Annotated in this window: 18 protein-coding genes; 9 read left to right on the top strand and 9 right to left on the bottom strand. The window is 37.4% G+C overall.

Annotated features, from left to right (window positions below; all coding sequences use genetic code 11):
* The coding region (locus tag VKY50_RS00630) for a carboxypeptidase-like regulatory domain-containing protein (protein ID WP_324297791.1) at positions 1–462 on the bottom strand (462 nt) is incomplete at its 3' end.
* 448 nt (positions 463–910) lie between these two features.
* On the opposite strand from VKY50_RS00630, the gene VKY50_RS00625 reads away from it, so the two are divergent.
* The 5 genes from VKY50_RS00625 to VKY50_RS00605 all read left to right on the top strand — a co-directional run bounded on the left by VKY50_RS00625 (position 911) and on the right by VKY50_RS00605 (position 6,354).
* Positions 911–1,744 (top strand): dienelactone hydrolase family protein, encoded by an 834-nt coding sequence (locus VKY50_RS00625; RefSeq protein WP_324297790.1) that lies wholly within the window; start codon positions 911–913, stop codon positions 1,742–1,744.
* 93 nt (positions 1,745–1,837) lie between these two features.
* The gene (locus VKY50_RS00620; RefSeq protein WP_324297789.1) at positions 1,838–3,469 is read left to right on the top strand and encodes a M1 family metallopeptidase; all 1,632 of its coding nucleotides are present in this window, start codon (positions 1,838–1,840) and stop codon (positions 3,467–3,469) included.
* Between the two features lie 115 nt (positions 3,470–3,584).
* Positions 3,585–4,994, top strand: coding sequence for a 23S rRNA (uracil(1939)-C(5))-methyltransferase RlmD (gene rlmD, locus VKY50_RS00615; RefSeq protein WP_324297787.1), 1,410 nt, complete (start codon positions 3,585–3,587; stop codon positions 4,992–4,994).
* A 9-nt stretch (positions 4,995–5,003) separates the two neighbouring features.
* Entirely contained in the window at positions 5,004–5,576 is a 573-nt protein-coding gene (locus VKY50_RS00610) for a DUF6452 family protein (RefSeq protein ID WP_324297785.1), read from the top strand.
* On the top strand, positions 5,557–6,354 hold the full coding sequence (locus VKY50_RS00605) for a DUF6048 family protein (protein WP_324297783.1): 798 nt from the start codon (positions 5,557–5,559) through the stop codon (positions 6,352–6,354). Before VKY50_RS00610 ends, VKY50_RS00605 begins: the two co-directional genes overlap by 20 nt.
* Positions 6,355–6,386: 32 nt before the next feature.
* Here VKY50_RS00605 and VKY50_RS00600 read toward each other — a convergent pair whose 3' ends face one another.
* Both VKY50_RS00600 and VKY50_RS00595 read right to left on the bottom strand, forming a co-directional pair.
* The gene (locus VKY50_RS00600; protein ID WP_324297781.1) at positions 6,387–6,620 is read right to left on the bottom strand and encodes a hypothetical protein; all 234 of its coding nucleotides are present in this window, start codon (positions 6,618–6,620) and stop codon (positions 6,387–6,389) included.
* An 11-nt stretch (positions 6,621–6,631) separates the two neighbouring features.
* Positions 6,632–7,789, bottom strand: coding sequence for a THUMP domain-containing class I SAM-dependent RNA methyltransferase (locus tag VKY50_RS00595; RefSeq protein ID WP_324297779.1), 1,158 nt, complete (start codon positions 7,787–7,789; stop codon positions 6,632–6,634).
* 89 nt (positions 7,790–7,878) lie between these two features.
* Between VKY50_RS00595 and VKY50_RS00590 the strand changes: the two genes are divergently transcribed.
* Positions 7,879–8,553 carry a ZIP family metal transporter gene (locus VKY50_RS00590; protein WP_324297777.1) on the top strand — a complete coding sequence of 225 codons (675 nt, stop codon included), beginning with the start codon at positions 7,879–7,881 and terminating at the stop codon, positions 8,551–8,553.
* Here the strand turns inward: VKY50_RS00590 and VKY50_RS00585 are convergent.
* On the bottom strand, positions 8,550–9,743 hold the full coding sequence (locus tag VKY50_RS00585) for a Gfo/Idh/MocA family protein (RefSeq protein WP_324297775.1): 1,194 nt from the start codon (positions 9,741–9,743) through the stop codon (positions 8,550–8,552). The genes VKY50_RS00590 and VKY50_RS00585 overlap by 4 nt on opposite strands.
* Positions 9,744–9,876: 133 nt before the next feature.
* Between VKY50_RS00585 and VKY50_RS00580 the strand changes: the two genes are divergently transcribed.
* Entirely contained in the window at positions 9,877–10,305 is a 429-nt protein-coding gene (locus tag VKY50_RS00580) for a DUF4268 domain-containing protein (RefSeq protein WP_324297773.1), read from the top strand.
* A 45-nt stretch (positions 10,306–10,350) separates the two neighbouring features.
* On the opposite strand, the gene trhA is transcribed toward VKY50_RS00580, so the two are convergent.
* Positions 10,351–10,986: a PAQR family membrane homeostasis protein TrhA gene (trhA, locus tag VKY50_RS00575; RefSeq protein ID WP_324297771.1), complete on the bottom strand. Its 636-nt coding sequence runs from the start codon at positions 10,984–10,986 to the stop codon at positions 10,351–10,353.
* Positions 10,987–11,102: 116 nt separating this feature from the next.
* Here trhA and pepT point away from each other — a divergent pair, with 116 nt between their 5' ends.
* Positions 11,103–12,344, top strand: a complete 1,242-nt coding sequence (gene pepT, locus VKY50_RS00570; protein WP_324297769.1) for a peptidase T — start codon at positions 11,103–11,105, stop codon at positions 12,342–12,344.
* 141 nt (positions 12,345–12,485) lie between these two features.
* Here pepT and yajC read toward each other — a convergent pair whose 3' ends face one another.
* The 4 genes from yajC to VKY50_RS00550 all read right to left on the bottom strand — a co-directional run bounded on the left by yajC (position 12,486) and on the right by VKY50_RS00550 (position 15,469).
* On the bottom strand, positions 12,486–12,776 hold the full coding sequence (gene yajC / locus VKY50_RS00565; RefSeq protein WP_324297767.1) for a preprotein translocase subunit YajC: 291 nt from the start codon (positions 12,774–12,776) through the stop codon (positions 12,486–12,488).
* Positions 12,777–12,799: 23 nt separating this feature from the next.
* Positions 12,800–13,252, bottom strand: a complete 453-nt coding sequence (locus tag VKY50_RS00560) for a DUF1573 domain-containing protein (protein WP_324297765.1) — start codon at positions 13,250–13,252, stop codon at positions 12,800–12,802.
* Positions 13,253–13,333: 81 nt separating this feature from the next.
* Positions 13,334–14,275: a transcription antitermination factor NusB gene (gene nusB, locus VKY50_RS00555; RefSeq protein WP_324297763.1), complete on the bottom strand. Its 942-nt coding sequence runs from the start codon at positions 14,273–14,275 to the stop codon at positions 13,334–13,336.
* Positions 14,276–14,365: 90 nt separating this feature from the next.
* Entirely contained in the window at positions 14,366–15,469 is a 1,104-nt protein-coding gene (locus VKY50_RS00550; RefSeq protein ID WP_324297761.1) for a Glu/Leu/Phe/Val dehydrogenase dimerization domain-containing protein, read from the bottom strand.
* 136 nt (positions 15,470–15,605) lie between these two features.
* Between VKY50_RS00550 and VKY50_RS00545 the strand changes: the two genes are divergently transcribed.
* A complete protein-coding gene (locus VKY50_RS00545) occupies positions 15,606–17,363 on the top strand; it encodes an ABC transporter ATP-binding protein (RefSeq protein WP_324297759.1) in 1,758 nt (585 codons plus the stop codon).
* Positions 17,364–17,486: the final 123 nt, after the last annotated feature.

Below are 17,486 nucleotides of genomic sequence, written 5' to 3'. Positions count from 1 at the left end.
ATTGGAAACGTTTACAGTTGGTGTTTTGACCAATTCGCTTGTTTTAATACTAACGACCGATCCTGTAATCGCTTCTCTTTTTTGTTCCCCGTAGCCCACCACGACAACCTCGCTTAATTGTTCGAGATCCTCTTCCATGGCTACATTAATTTCGGTTTGTCCACCCACTGCAATCGATTGGGAGATAAATCCAATGTAAGAAAACTCTAAGGTTGCATCAGCACTAACGTTGTTTAACTGATAATTTCCATCAAAATCAGTTACCACCCCATTGGTAGTCCCTTGAACAATGATACTAACCCCTGGTAAAGGTGTACCATCTATGGCCGATGTTACCGTACCACTAACTCCTTGTTGAGCTTGCGCACTGGCAGGACCAATTAGACAGAAAATTAAAGTCAAAAAAAACAACGACAGCAAATGCGGACAGAGATTCCGCTTGGAATAGCATTCTTTTTTCATGATTTGTTGTTTAAGATTAGTTAAATATAGCTAATAAAATAGACTATAATCGCAATAAAGAAGCAGACTATAATCCATCCTTAGATAATAAAGGTATAAATTATATTTATTAATTTCAAAAAGTTTTTAATAAAAGATAAACAAATTAATAAATTAAGGATTCTTTACCTTTCGAATATCACCATTTATTGATAATATGAATAATTTGATAAATTAACGAAATTTAAAAAACTGTATAATAATACGAGCTTTAAGTAGGATAATTCCTTATAATAATTTTATCGATACACAACAGCTTAATTTAAAAAATCAATGTGAAAATCCGTACTATATTCTATGGCTAAGACCAAGTAAACAATTGATTTATTAAACACAAAAAACAAATACCGCTGACTATCAGTAGTTTATTTATTTTTATTTACCTTTAGTTATCGTAAAACCAACGAAAATGAAAACATTTTTAACCTCCCTTGTTATAGTTTTACTTCTTGGCTGCAACATAAATCAAAAGAAGGATGACAAAACAACCACCATAACCCAGGATCTAGATACTGCTACCCTTGCTACCTCTGAGCGCCATCACGAGTGGGTCGATTTAAAAAGGGCTCAAGGAACCTTCAAAGCTTTTGTTGTCTATCCAGAACGAAATGCTGCTACGGATGCCGTTATAGTGATCCATGAAAATCGAGGTTTAAACGACTGGGCGCGCTCCTTTGCCGATCAGCTTGCCGCGAAGGGTTATATAGTGATCGCTCCTGACCTACTCTCCAATACAGTAGAAGGCATCGTTCGTACGACAGATTTTGAGAACACTGATAAAGCACGTGAAGCCATCTATAACCTTGATAGCCTGCAGGTGATCCAGGATTTAAACGCCAGCTTTGACTATGTAAAAAACCTCGAATCTGCTACTGGAAAGGTGTCGGTTATCGGGTTTTGTTGGGGAGGGAGCCAAGCTTTTAATTATGCCATCGCCAACCCTAATTTAGAAAATGTACTCGTATTTTATGGGACTTCGCCTAAGGATAAATCAAGCTTTAGCAAAATACAAGCACCTGTATATGGATTTTATGGTGAACATGACAATCGTGTTAATGCCAGTATCCCATCTACTGAAAAGGCAATGAAGCAGCATCAAAAAGCTTATTCACCTGTCATTTACAAGGGGGCGGGTCATGCCTACATGAGACAGGGTGCTACAAAAGATGCCAGTGTATTGGAAAAACAAGCACACGATGAATCGTGGGATCGAATACTTAAAATTTTAGAAGACACCCCTTAAATCTGCTGTTAAAAAGTGCTAACATTTTGAACAATTTTCGTTTGGTTTAACCAATTTAATTAGATTTGCCATTATTACTTTTTTGCGAAAATTATGAAAAAAAGCGTACTACTAGCTTTGGCGCTCATCTGTAGTGGAGCATGGGCACAACACCATCACAATTTTACATTGCAAGACACCCTAAGAGGTAGCATCACCCCAGAGAGGGCTTGGTGGGATTTAAATTTTTATCATCTTAAGGTGGATGTCAATCCTGATGATAAATTTATCTCGGGTTCTAATGTTATTCGATATGAAGTTCTCAAACCCTATCAGAAGTTACAGGTTGACCTTCAAGCACCTCTAAAGATAGATAAAGTAACCCAAGATGGAGAAACCCTTCAAATTGAAAGTGTAGGAAATGCACATTTTGTAACCTTGAATAAGCCACAAGTTTCTGGACAAACCAATGAAGTTATCGTCTATTATTCTGGGCATCCGAAAGTGGCTGTAAAAGCTCCATGGGATGGTGGCCTTTCTTGGAAAAAAGATGCATCTGGGCAACATTTTGTGGCCACTTCTTGTCAAGGGCTAGGCGCTAGTGTTTGGTGGCCCAATAAGGATCATATGTATGATGAGGTGGATAGCATGAAAATTAGTGTCACCGTTCCAGAAGACCTGATGGATGTCTCAAATGGTCAACTCATCGGGGTAGATCATAATCCAGAGGAAAAAACCAAGACCTATCATTGGTCGGTTGTGAACCCCATTAATAATTATGGAGTTAATCTTAATATAGGTGACTATGTACACTTTGACGATACTTTTAATGGAGAGAAAGGAGAACTTAAGCTAGATTTTTATGTTTTAAAACCGAATTTAGAAAAAGCAAAAAAACAATTCAAACAAGCCGCTAAGATGTTAGAGGCATTTGAATACTGGTTTGGTCCATATCCTTTTTATGAAGATGGGTTTAAATTAGTAGAAGTTCCTTATCTAGGCATGGAACACCAAAGTTCAGTTACCTATGGAAATGGCTATGAAAATGGATATTTGGGACGGGATGTTTCAGGTTCAGGCTGGGGATTAAAATTTGATTTTATCATTATTCACGAGAGTGGGCACGAATGGTTTGCCAATAACATCACTTATAAGGATATTGCAGATATGTGGATTCACGAGAGTTTCACCTCTTATTCTGAAAACTTATACGTGGATTATTACTTTGGCAAGAAAGCTTCTTCAGAATACGTCATAGGTGTTCGTAAAAACATCGCTAATGATTCCCCTATAATTGGACAATACAATGTAAATTCTAGTGGTTCAGCCGACATGTATTACAAGGGTGCTAATATGCTACATACTCTAAGACAATTAATCGATGATGACCAAAAGTGGCGTTCAATTCTAAGAGGGTTAAACACGGAGTTTTATCATCAAACGGTAACTACAGCACAAATCGAGGGGTATATTTCTGAAAAATCAGGTATCGATCTTAGGCCTTTTTTCAATCAGTATTTAAGAACAGTGAAAATACCTAAACTACAACTTAAAGTGTCAGGCAAAGCGTTGAAGTATCGTTATGTGAATATTGTGGAGAATTTTGATATGCCTGTACGTATTGATATCAATGGGCAGACACAATGGATTCAGCCAGAAGCCAAATGGCAGAAGTTAAAAGCCTCGGGTGCAATAGAGCGCTTGGAAGTTGATCAGAATTTTTATATTGAAAGCGAACGTCTATAATTAAGGATTCTAACCACTACCTCATTTTAAAGAGGAGTTCATCTAATGGTCATCCTAAAAATTTAACTCTTCTAATTTTAAGGAGTGTTCGAACTAAAAGTCCTATTTTTGCAGCATGTCGAGAAAAAACAATAAACCATTTTTTGACCAGGTCGAAGTGATAGATGCTGGTGCCAAAGGCAAGGGAATTGCTAAGGCACCTGATGGAAGGGTTATCTTTATACCCTATGCTGTACCTGGAGATGTCGTAGGTGTACAAGTTTTAAAGAAACGAAAAGCGTATTTTGAAGGCAAAGTAGTTACGCTCTATAATCCATCAGAGAAAAGAGTGGAACCGGCATGTGAGCACTTTGGGGTATGTGGTGGGTGTAAATGGCAAAACATGGCCTATGAGCACCAATTGCACTACAAACAAAAAGAGGTAGAAAACAACCTTTTACGTATTGGCAAAGTTGAATTACCGTATTCCGTTCCTATTTTGGGTTCAGAAAAACAATACTTCTACCGAAATAAAATGGAATTTTCATTCTCGGATAGCCGATGGTTAACCGCTGAAGAAATAGCAAGTGATCAAGACCTTGGCGATCGCAATGCCCTAGGATTTCACATCCCAGGAATGTGGGACAAGATCCTTGATTTAAAAAGTTGTCATCTACAACAGGATCCCTCCAATGCTATTAGAGCTGCCGTTAAGGAGTTTGCATTAAAACACCACATGGAGTTCTTTAACACTAGAGCACAGAGCGGTCTGCTACGCACCTTAATGATTCGCACCTCCTCCACTGGAGAAATCATGGTCCTTATTCAATTCTATGATGATCTAGAGGCCGAAAGAACCTTACTGTTGGATTATTTAAAACAGGAATTTCCTCAAATAACTTCCTTGCAGTATGTTATTAACCAAAAACCCAATGATACCATTTACGATCAAGACGTCATTTGTTACGCTGGGCGCGATCATATCTTTGAAGAGATGGAAGGTTTGAAATTTAAAATTAACGCCAAATCGTTTTATCAGACCAATTCCATTCAAGCCTATGAGTTATACAAAATCACCCGTGATTTTGCAGATTTAAAAGGAGATGAAATTGTATATGACCTTTATACTGGCACAGGGACCATTGCTCAATTTATTGCCAAAAAGGCGAAGGAAGTTGTGGGTGTGGAAGCAGTACCAGAAGCCATAGAGGATGCCAAAGCAAATGCACAATTTAACAACATTAAAAACGTTCGCTTTTATGCTGGTGATATGAAAGTTGTTTTTAATGAAGACTTTATTACATCCAACGGCAAACCAGATGTTGTAATTACAGATCCTCCCAGAGATGGCATGCATAAAGATGTGGTCGCTCAACTTCTAAAGATAGGCGCTCCGAGGATCGTCTATGTGAGTTGTAACAGTGCCACTCAAGCAAGAGATCTCGCCCTAATGGATCACATGTATAAAATCACCAAAGTACAGGCAGTGGATATGTTCCCGCAAACACATCATGTGGAAAATGTCGTATTATTGGAAAAAAGATAGGTGTAGCGAATGAAAAAAGTACTAGCATTATTATTTATATTTAGCGCCTCTTTGGCACTGTTCTCATCTTGCGAAAAAGATGATATTTGCCCAGGTGATACCCTTACAACACCAGTACTTAAACTTGGCTTTTACAACATCTCCAACCAAGATCGTTTCAAGAGTGTTGCCAGATTAAGGGTTGTGGGGATCAATGAGGATGGAACCCAAAGAGACACCCTAAATACCTTTCCTGATCGAAGTTCAAGAACGGAGATCGATATCCCACTGCGAACCAGTGAATCCTATAGCACCTTCTTATTTATTAAAAACTCATCCGATCGTATTGACACCTTAGATAACGGCACTATTGAAAACGTAGAACTTGGAAATATTGACACGCTTCGTTTTAACTATACACGCCAAGAAGAATTTATATCCAGAGGTTGTGGTTATGCTGTTAGAATAACCGAACTAGGCTATAATCTTAATCCAGATTTCACTGATTCCATACCTAATGATCAAGAATGGATAACTTCTGTTTTTGTTCAGGACCCTAATTTACAACATCAAGATACCGTCCATGTTAAAATTTACCACTAATTTAATTTTACTTTTTATTAGCGTAACGGCCTTTGCACAGGATTCGCTTTCGGTTGAAACTGCTGCCATTGATACGGTTCAAGTTCAACAGGCCAGTAAAGACAGTACGGTGTATAAACAACGATACGGGCTTCGAGTAGGTATCGATCTAAGCAAGCCCCTTCGAAGTTTCTTGGAAGAGGATTACCAAGGCTTGGAACTCTTAGCTGATTTTAGAATCTCTCATAATGTATATATTGCCGGAGCACTTGGAAATGAAGAAAAAACAACACAAGAAGATAATTATAATTTCACCACTAGTGGTAGTTATCTCAAAGTAGGATTGGACTGGAATACATATGAGAACTGGTATGGTATGGAAAACATCATTAACCTGGGGTTTCGCGTTGGAGCAAGCACCTTTAGCCAAACCTTGAATGCCTATCAAATATACAACACTAATCAGTATTGGAATGAAATCCAATCGGGCATCATGGGGGAGGATATGTTAGGTGAATATAGCGGACTAAATGCCTTATGGGCAGAAATCGTCTTAGGAATGAAGGTTGAACTCTTTAGGAATGTATTTATGGGGGCAAGTGTCCGCCTAAATTATTTGGTTAATAACACGCAAGCGGGAAATTTCCCTAATTTATTTATTCCAGGATTTAATAAGGTTACCGATGGAAGTAAATTTGGCGTAGGTTACAATTACTCCATTTCCTACCTAATTCCTATTTTCAAGGGTAACAAACCCCAAAAACTACCATCCAACAACCAACAAGAACAGGAAGATTAAAATATAATTGTACAACCTGTAATTTGATTTAACTACAGATTCCTAATTCCTTTGATAAAAATCCACTTTAATTTCATTCGCTCTTTACCATCTTCAAAAACAACAAAGAACTTAGGACAAATGATACTTGCAATAATGGCAGCTGCAAGCACAAGAATCAGTTGATGCACCCCATCGATAAAGTATAAAAAAGAGAATCTAAACACTAAAAATATTGCCAGAAAGCAGACGAGATTCAATAAAAAGACTTTTGTTTTCGTACTCATAATTGTTAATCCTATTTATTATATTTTGCTTTTTTACTACCTGCGTATATTTCGTATTTCAACAATCGACTTTCCAATTTCCCATTGAACAGTTTGATCTTCCTTGAAGGTCTAAGCCCTACATGTTTAATTGACTCCATACTAGAGGTGATAAACCAGGCATCCGTGTTGGAATAATGTTGCTTTAGCGTATCCCCTATCTTTGCGTAGAATTCCTCCATGTTAATGGCTAAACGCTCCCCATAGGGTGGATTAAAGACCATCTGAAGCTTATCATCGGAAACCTTAGTAGACTGAAAGAAATCTTTCTGCTCTACTTGAATATAATCAGATAGATTCGCATTGCGAACATTATCAGTAGCCTTTCTCACCGCTGACCCCACCTTGTCCATGGCATAGATCTTGTAATGAAAGTCTTTTGTTTTCTTTAATGAACTATCTACAATTCTATCAAATAAATCTTGATCATAATCCCCCCACTTTTCAAATGCAAACTCTCGCCTATTGATATTAGCTGGAATATTACATGCAATCATGGCGGCCTCAATAGGAATGGTTCCACTTCCGCACATAGGATCCATAAAATCACTTTGTCCATGCCAGCCACTTAAAAGTAACATACCAGCAGCGAGAACCTCGTTGATAGGAGCGATATTGGTGGCTGTTTTATAACCTCTTTGGTGAAGGGATTGCCCAGAACTATCCAAAGAAATAGTGCATTCATTTTTTTGGATGTGAACATTAATTCTCAAGTCTGGATATTTTAAATCGACACTCGGTCTTCTATTATGTTGTTCTCGAAACTTGTCCGCAATGGCATCCTTGGTCTTCAATGCTATGTACAAAGAGTGGTTAAAAAGATCAGAGCTCACCGTGGCATCAATAGCAAAGGTATGATCGTAACTCAAATATTTATTCCAATCCATGCGATAGACCTTATCGTATAAATCCTGTTCACTTCTAACCCTAAAGCTCTGTATTGGTTTTAGGATTTTAATAGCTGTTCGCAGGCATAAATTGGCCTTATACATAAATCCTCTATCCCCTTCAAAAGAAACACTCCGCACCCCTTTTTCAACATTTAAAGCCCCTAAATCTTTAAGTTCCTTTTCAAGTAATTCCTCAAAACCAAACATGGTTTTGGCCAACATTTTATAATTATTCGACATTCTAACGTTACTTTGAAAGGCAAAAATACATTAATTTAGCGGTCTTAAATAAGCAAAAGCCAGTAACCCATCAAAAAAAGAGTGACAATATGCTAAATTATTTACTTCCAATAGTAGCTGTACTTGCTGGGTACATCTTTGTGGTGGTCTTTAAATTTAAGAAACAGCATACTTTAAAGCTGTTCTTAGCCTTTAGTGGTGCTTTTCTTTTATCTATTACGGTATTTACACTACTCCCGGAGCTCTACCATCATAACACTGAAAAACATATTGGGATCTTTATTATGCTGGGGATACTGTTGCAGGTGTTTTTAGAATTCTTTTCCAAAGGTGCCGAACATGGTCACATGCACCACGATGAGCGATTAAAAACTTTTCCTTGGTTGCTGTTTATTAGCTTAAGTATACACTCCATTTTAGAAGGCATCCCTATTCACAACCACCATAGTCTTCTCTGGGGAATTATCATCCATAAGGTACCAGTAGCCATTATACTGAGTACATTCTTTTTAAAGGCAGCTATTGATCGTTATAAAAGTTCGCTATTTTTAATTCTTTTTGCCCTGATGACACCACTTGGAAGTTACTTATCAGGCACCTTCGAATTTATAGCGGATTACTATTTTGAAATTTCAGCTGTGGTGGTCGGTATTTTTTTACACATATCCACAGTCATTCTATTTGAAAGCTCCGAAGGTCATCGTTTTAACCTTCGAAAGCTCCTTGTGATTATATTGGGCACCCTTTGTGCCTATTTTATTTAAAAAGGTGAAACATCCTTCCAATACACCACTTTTTTCTCATCCATAGCATCAATGGCCATTTGTACCGCAATTGCCGTATGCCCGCCAGTAATTACATTAGAAATCGGTTGTATGCCTGAGTGGATGCTATCACGAAAATCCATCAGTGCCTGTTTACTAGGATCCTCGTGGTTAAAAGGAAGAGGGATCCCCTTACCATCAACCCAATTATTGGTGATGGTGGCACCCGAAACCCCATCAACATCACCAATAGTCTTTTTTTGGTCAAAGCCTCCTTCTGGATAGAACCACACCTTATTATAATCTAGGATCAGCGTTCCTTTATCCCCCATAATTTTGATCTGATAGTCGTCTTTCGCGTTTGAAGTCAAGCACATAAAAGTTGCTTTAATCCCTTTAGGATACTGGTATACTAAATGGATATTATCGTAGGTTTCACGTCCGTCTTTCCAATAATCAATCCCCCCTACGCCCATCACAAATTCAGGCGTTGATTGGGTTACCCAGTTCACAAAATCGATTTGATGTGAACACAACTCTGCAGCCAATCCACCAGAGTATTCACGGTACATACGCCAATTTATAGCCCGCTCTAGAGAAGGATCAGGAACAGGTCTTCGCCAATCCCAATTTCGATTCCATTGACATTCGAAGGTTGTTATTTTACCAATCTTTCCCTGGTTGATTAATCGAACCACTTCGGAGTACAATCTAGAACTGTGGTATTGGTGACCAGTTTGAACTATTTTTCCAGAGGCCTGAGCAGCATCAACCATTTGTTTGATCTCTTGATAGCCTCTGGTCATTGTTTTCTCGCAATACACATGTTTACCTGCTTTTAAAGCATCTAAAGCAATCTTTCCATGGGTTGCAAATGGCGTGGAAATCAGTACTGCATCGATCGTATCATCCTCCAGTAATTTCTTATAATCAGTATAGGCTTTGGCCTGTTTTCCAGCACGTTTAAGTCCATGCTTTAAACGAAAATCTAGAACATCACAACAAGCCGCTACTCTTACACCTGGTATTTCATTTATAAATGGTATAAGGCCTGAACCACGATCCCCTGTTCCGATGACGGCAATATTTATGGTTCGATTTATCGGGGAAAGTGAAGCTGCCATGCTACTAAACACAGGCGTTGCGGCCAAGATTAAAGTTCCTTTCTTCACAAATTCTCTTCGCTTCATATGCAGGTTGTATTTTAATTACATTTATTAGGTGGTTCAAATTAAGGATTAAATTGCAAATTATAAGTTTCATTTGCCTTTGAAATTGTTAAATTAGGATATTTTTGCCGCCAACAATTATTAATCAGTTGTTATGTTTAGTAAACAAGAATCTAAAGCACTTAGAAAAGAATTTTGGATCTCTTTTGGAAAATCATTTCCAAGAAAGTGGATTTTGTACAATACAAAAATCAAGGATTTTTCATTTAAATTCCATTTTGATACTAAAAAAGCCATTGTTGCTCTTGATATTGAAACTCTAGATTTAGAGCGACGAATTTATTACTATGAAAAGCTACAATCTCTTCAAAGTATCTTATTGGAAAACTATCTCCCGGAGGCCATCTATGAGGATACCTATTTTTTGGAAAACGGCAAAGAAATCTCAAGGGTATACCTTGAAAAGGACGGGGTGAGTATTCACAATAAAAACACCTGGCAAGAGGCCATGTTATTTTTATACCAGACCATGGTAAAATTTGAAGAATTTTATATGGATTTTCAAGATGTGATCAAATCCTAATCCATAGCGATCAACCATCCTAAAAGGCACCTCAATTTAAATGTATTATAACCATTCGCCTTGCACAATACTTAAAATCATAAAGTAATGCGCTACGGCACCACCTAAAACAAAAAAGTGCCAGATAACATGATGGTAATTCAGTTTTTTGAGCAGATAAAACACTACTCCAAAACTGTAGAAAAATCCACCGAGCAGCAGTAAATTTAGCTGGTTTTCCGTGAGGGTTTCCAAAACATTCTTACCATCTAAGACAATAAGCCAACCCATAACAAGGTACAGCAAAACTGATACGATCTCATAGCGTCCAGTGTAGAACAGCTTCAAAATAAATCCCAGGGCACTAATAACCCAAACACTAGAAAACAACAACCATCCACTATCATGAATTAATGCAATTAAACAAACCGGGGTATAACTTCCCGCGATTAAAAAATAAATACAGATGTGATCTAGTTTTCTTAAGAAGGTTTTTATACCAATATCCTTTACAGCATGGTAGCATGAAGAGACTAAAAACAGCATGATAAAAGATAAGCCATAGATCCATATACTCAGCGTGCTATAGGTACTTTGATGCGTATCTTCCAAAAGAAGGTATAGCAACCCAAAGATGCCAAAAATCACACCCACCACATGACTATAGGTGTTCCATAATTCTTCTTTTGCTGTTTGATCCATAGTACAAATTTAATCATCTTATTCCCAATTATCCACTGGAGATTTAGATCATCAACTTTTGGTTTTGCATAGGCACTTTAAAAACAATAGCTTATTTTTGATAAAAAATTTTTGGTATGCAAAACATAATTGACCGATTTCTAAGCTATGTTGAAATTGACACCCAATCTGATCCACACAGCACTACCACTCCAAGCAGCGAAAAGCAATGGGTACTTGCTAAAAAATTAGAACAGGAACTCAAACAAATAGGCATGTCCGATGTCACTTTGGATGAAAATGGGTATGTAATGGCTACGCTTCCATCCAATGTGGAGCGTATAATTCCCGTTATTGGTTTTATTTCGCATTATGATACCTCTCCAGATTTCACTGCCACTGGTGTTAAACCTAGAATTATCACCAACTATGACGGAAAGGATATTGTCTTGAATGCAGATGAGAACATCGTCCTTTCACCAAATTATTTTGATGAACTAAAACAATACAAAGGTCAAACCCTCATTACTACCGATGGAACAACACTCTTAGGGGCTGATGACAAGGCAGGGGTGGCGGAAATTGTGACCGCAATGGAATACCTGATAAATAATCCTCACATTCGTCATGGTGGCGTAAGAATTGCTTTTACCCCTGATGAGGAAATCGGAAGAGGAGCTCACAAGTTTGATGTCAAGAAGTTCGGGGCTCAATGGGCTTATACAATGGACGGATCACAAATTGGAGAACTCGAGTACGAGAATTTCAATGCAGCCCAAGCGGTGGTTTCAGTAAAAGGAAAAAGTGTCCATCCAGGGTATGCGAAAGGAAAAATGATTAATGCCATTAATATTCTAAATGAGTTTTTATCCTTACTTCCCAAAAAAGAAAGACCTCAATATACCGCGCACAGGGAAGGATTTTTTCATTTTCACAGTATAGAGGGCAATGTAAGCTATGCAAAAGCAACTGGCATTATTAGAGACCACGATCGCATCAAGTTTGATGCTCGAAAGGAACTTATAGAACAAATTGTTGGGGATCTTACAGATCGTTTTGGCAATATCATCACCCTAGAGATTCAAGACCAGTACTACAACATGAAAGAAAAAGTCGAGCCAGTAATGCATATAGTAGATATCGCTGAGCAGGCCATGTTAGCCCTAGATATCGAACCCATTATTAAACCAATCCGTGGGGGTACTGATGGGTCACAGCTCTCCTATATGGGACTTCCCTGCCCTAACATCTTTGCAGGTGGCCATAACTTTCATGGCCCTTATGAGTACATCCCAGTAGAGAGCATGGAGAGGGCTACTGATGTGATTGTAAAGATCGTAGAGCTCACCACCAAATATTATGACGAAAAACAAGCGTGAATTACCGCATAAATGACACGATAGAACCGCCATTTTAAAAGGTTTATTTAAATATTACATACTACCTATAACTTAGGCATATAAAAACACCAAGGTGAAAATAATTTCATCTTGGTGTTTTAAAATATATGTAAATAAATGCTATTTACTGTCTTTTACGGGAGCATTTAATTTTTGAGATAGTTCTAAAGAAAGTGCAGATCGCTCGAATTTAAGTTTTCCAGCCATGGTTTCAATAACACATGTACCATCGGTTCCTAATTCAATGACCTTCCCATGTAATCCACTCTTAGTTACAACACGATCCCCCTTTTTGAGTTCTTGTGCAAATTTCTTCTCCTGCTTTTGTTTTTTCATTTGCGGACGTATCATAAAGAAATACATCACCGCAAAGATCAAAATAAAAGGGGCAAATTGATTCAGTGCTTCCATTAAATTTTTATTTACGCTTTATATTAACTAGCTTCTTTTGGCTCTACAAAAGCTTTAATTTTTAGCTGCTCGGTACCATTAGCAGTATTAGCAGTTATGGTCACTGTTTTAGAAATTCCATTACGACCACTACCGTTGTATTTTACTAAAATCTCTCCAGTCTCTCCTGGGGAAACAGGCTCTTCTGGTTTCTCTGGAACAGTACACCCACAGCTACTTCTTGCATCGGTAATAATTAGAGGTGCATCCCCTGTATTTTTGAATTTAAATACATGCTCTACTTCCTCCCCTTGTTTGATGTTTCCAAAATCATATTCAGTCTCCTCAAAAGTCATTATAGGAAGCTTTGTAGATGCCTCATCTCTTAGTTCAGCTGAGGCTACATTTTCTTCTTTTACTTTCTTAGTTGCATCCTCTTTACAAGAGGTAAAACTTAAGCCCGCTAGGGCCACGAACGCGAAAAAAAATTGTTTCATTGTTGTTGGGTTTTAGTTATATTTTGGTTTGAATTTGGATTCATAATCCTTAATGTCGCCGCCAAAAATACTAATATTTCTTTACATAAGTCCACGGCCAGATTTATTTAACGTATTGTTGGCTTTATACTCCTTAACAAGTTTATCCAATATTCCGTTAATAAATATACTACTCTTTGGCGTACTGTATTCTTTGGCAATCTCGACATATTCATTGATGGTAACCTTCACTGGGATAGACGAAAAATACAAAAATTCACAAATGGCCATCTTTAGCAATAATGCATCCAAATCGGCTATTCGATCCGTATCCCAATTTGGTGTTTTTCCTTCGATCTCACGTTGAATCTTTTCATCGTTTAGAATTGTCTTTTTAAACAATTGACTCGCAAAATCTTTGTCTTCTATATCCTTAAACAAGGGAGGGTGGAAAAAATCATCTGCACTGGTAGGATTAAACTTTTTAATTATTTTTAGAAGAAAAGTGTTTACAAGTGGTAAATCATCAACCCATGTTAGTTTCTTATCTTCAATATACTCAAATAGCTTCTCATTTGGAGCTATCACTTCTTGATAAAGGGCTGCTATAAACTTGCGATCTTCTTTAAAATCTGATGATTCCAAATCCATATACTTCCTATAGGCCTCACTTTGTGTAATTTCCTTATAAAGAATATTAACATACTCCTGATCCAACTCCCAACTTATTTTGCGTGCCTCCAGCTTATCTGCCAAAATTTGATCTTGAACCAAATGTTGTAATACTGGATTTTCAACAAATTTCCTTTTAGGGTTTTTCTCTTCCTGGGTCGCTAAGTATTTTTTCTGAGAGAGTGTAAGCTGTTCTTCTGCCTGTTTCTGGATCTCTACCAACAACCCGAGTAAGGTGAGATATAAATTATACATATTATCCATGCTAATTCCCAAAAACTTTTCTTCCTTTTCTAGATCAGTGTTTTTAGAGGTTGTAAACGCATAAACTGATTGCATTACCTTAACCCTGATGTGTCTTCTTGTTAACATGCCTAAGAACTTACTTACCAATAATTAAAAAAATAGGGCGAAGAATGATTTCTTTCGCCCTGCAAAAATAGAATTATTTTATAAATTCAGTTATTTTTTTAATGCTAATTTTTGGTTATCAATACGTTCTTGTGCTTTATTCAACGCTGCTTGATACGTAGTGATTTGATTTTCTTCCGCATACCTGAAAATATCGAGAGTGGTGTTGTAAATATTTTCAGTCTTTCGCATGATTTCATCTGTACCGTAGCCTTCGAGTTCAGCATAGACATTTATAATCCCTCCAGCGTTTATTAAAAAGTCCGGTGCAAATGCAATCCCTCTTTCCATTAGGGTTTTTCCATGAGCATTCTCATCAGCCAATTGATTGTTAGCTGCCCCAGCTATTACTTTAGTATTAATAGCGTTAACAGTATTATCATTAATAGTGGCACCCAGAGCACATGGGGCATAAACATCTAATTCTTGTTTGAAGATTTCATCTCCTGGTATAATGGTCGCTTGGTATTTCTTACTGAGCTCCAAGAGTTTTTCTTGATTAATATCAGAGATCATAATTTGAGCACCTTCCTTATACAGATGATCTACCAACGAAGCCCCCACATGACCAACCCCTTGTACCAATACTTTTTTTCCTTCCATAGTAGAGGAGCCAAACTTGTAGTTCACGGCGGCCTTCATACCCATAAATACCCCATAAGCAGTGATAGGGGATGGATTTCCAGAACCACCTTTAGATTCAGATATTCCAGTGACATATGGAGTAACCTCACGAACAATATCCATATCGGATGTTTCCATTCCCACATCTTCAGCCGTGATGTACTTTCCTCCTAAGCCATTCACAAACTCCCCAAACCTCCTCATAAGCTCTGGAGTTTTTTGAGTTTTGGCATCTCCAATAATGACTGCTTTTCCGCCTCCCAGGTTCAATCCTGTTATGGCTGATTTAAAAGTCATTCCTCTTGAGAGTCGTAAAACATCGTTCAACGCTTCCCATTCATTGTCGTAATTCCACATCCTAGTCCCGCCAAGAGCTGGGCCCAAAACTGTATTGTGAATTCCAATAATTGCTTTTAATCCTGTATCTTTGTCGTGACAAAATACGATCTGCTCATGGTCATTAAATGAAAGTTGACCAAAAACGGGATCAACTTTTTTAAGATCTGCAGCTTGTACGATTTCTGTGTCCATATTAATACCTTATAGTTAATTAGAAATTGAAGTATTGTCAAAAATATGTTGCAAAAATACGAATTATTTAAATTACAACTGCAAATGTCAGGTTAAATTGACGATAATTCAATGAATCTATTTTCAGCCCACGCGAATGAAAGAATTAAAATATATCAATAAATATTTAAAAAAATACAAATGGCAATTGATAATAGGGACCTTTATCACTATTCTCGCCACGGTATTTAGACTGGTCTTACCAGAATATGTGGAACAATCCGTCAGCACAGTTGAGCATTATATTTTAAATGAAAACGCTGATTTATCGGAAGTAAAATCCAAATTGCTCAATTACATTTTGATCATTATAGGTACCTCTGCCCTATCGGCACTTTTTACCTTTTTAATGCGTCAGACCATTATCAATGTATCTCGTTATATCGAATTTGACTTAAAAAATGAGGTGTATCAACAATATCAACGATTATCTGTTAACTTTTACAAGAAAAACAGAACAGGAGACCTTATGAACCGCATAAGTGAGGATGTAGGTCAGGTGCGAATGTATGCAGGGCCCGCTATTCTATATAGTATTCAAACCATCACTCTTTTTGTTTGTGTGATTCCGCTGATGTTTTACACGGCTCCAAAATTAGCCGCTTATACGTTGATTCCGCTACCTATCTTATCGATACTTATATACAATATCAGTAAGATCATTCATAAACGAAGTACCTTGGTTCAACAGTACCTTTCTACCCTTTCGACTTTCACCCAGGAAACCTTCTCTGGAATATCGGTAATTAAAGCCTACGGAATTGAACCTCGAGTTGATAATCAAATTGGTGCTCTTGCTTTAGAAGGAAAGAAAACCAATATGAATCTCGCAAAAGTTAATGCTTGGTTTTTCCCTTTAATGATTTTACTTATTGGACTAAGTAACATTTTTGTGATATATATCGGGGGAATCCAATATATCAATGGAGAAATCGCCAGTACTGGGGTGATCTTGAAATTCATTATTTATGTGAATATGCTGACCTGGCCAGTGGCTACCGTAGGATGGGTAACCTCTATTGTACAACGCGCTGAGGCTTCCCAGAAAAGGATTAATGAGTTCATGAATATCAAACCTGAAATCACAAATCTCCAACCAAACCCAACAGAGATAAAAGGTAAGATCCAATTTGAAAACGTTAGTTTCACCTATGACGATACTGGTATTACAGCCATAAAGGACCTTTCTTTTGAGATTCCTGAGGGAGAGACCCTAGCCATCATTGGAAAAACAGGTTCAGGTAAATCTACTATATTGGATCTTATAGGCAGAATGTACGAGGTAGATAAAGGGGTAATTAAAATTGATAACACTCCTATTGATAAATTAAACCTAAATGACCTTAGAAACAGTATAGGTGTTGTTCCTCAGGAGGCATTTTTATTTTCGGACAGCATCAAAAACAATATTAAATTTGGAAAAGCAGACGCCGATCAAGCCCAAATAGAACAGGCCGCAAAACTTGCAGCGGTACATGAAAACATTATGGGGTTCACAAACGGCTATAACACCGTACTCGGTGAGCGTGGCATCACACTAAGTGGAGGTCAAAAACAACGCGTCTCAATTGCACGTGCACTTATTAAAAACCCTAAAATTTATCTGTTCGACGATTGTCTATCTGCCGTTGATACAGAAACCGAAGAAGAAATTCTAAGCAACCTTAAAGAAGTCTCACAAGGGAGCACAACGGTGATTGTCAGCCACCGTATATCTTCTGCTAAAAATGCGGATAAGATCATTGTAATTGACCAAGGTCAGATCATTGAACAAGGTACGCATAATGAACTTTTAAATCTTAAGGGGTATTATCATGAATTGTATCAAAATCAACTATCGGAAAAAGAAAACTAGAAATTTTGTTGTTTACTTTCATTTTTTTTTACATTTTTGATTTCGTTAACAAATAAATAGAATTTAGAGGAATTATGAGCGATAAAGATTTTGTAGAGAAAGATGAGATATTCTCTAAAGTGC

Origin of the sequence: Galbibacter sp. (assembly GCF_035306585.1) — a bacterium.
Classification (GTDB): domain Bacteria; phylum Bacteroidota; class Bacteroidia; order Flavobacteriales; family Flavobacteriaceae; genus Galbibacter.
Note: the sequence above shows the minus strand (reverse complement) of the source record. Positions and strands in the feature narration are given on the sequence as shown.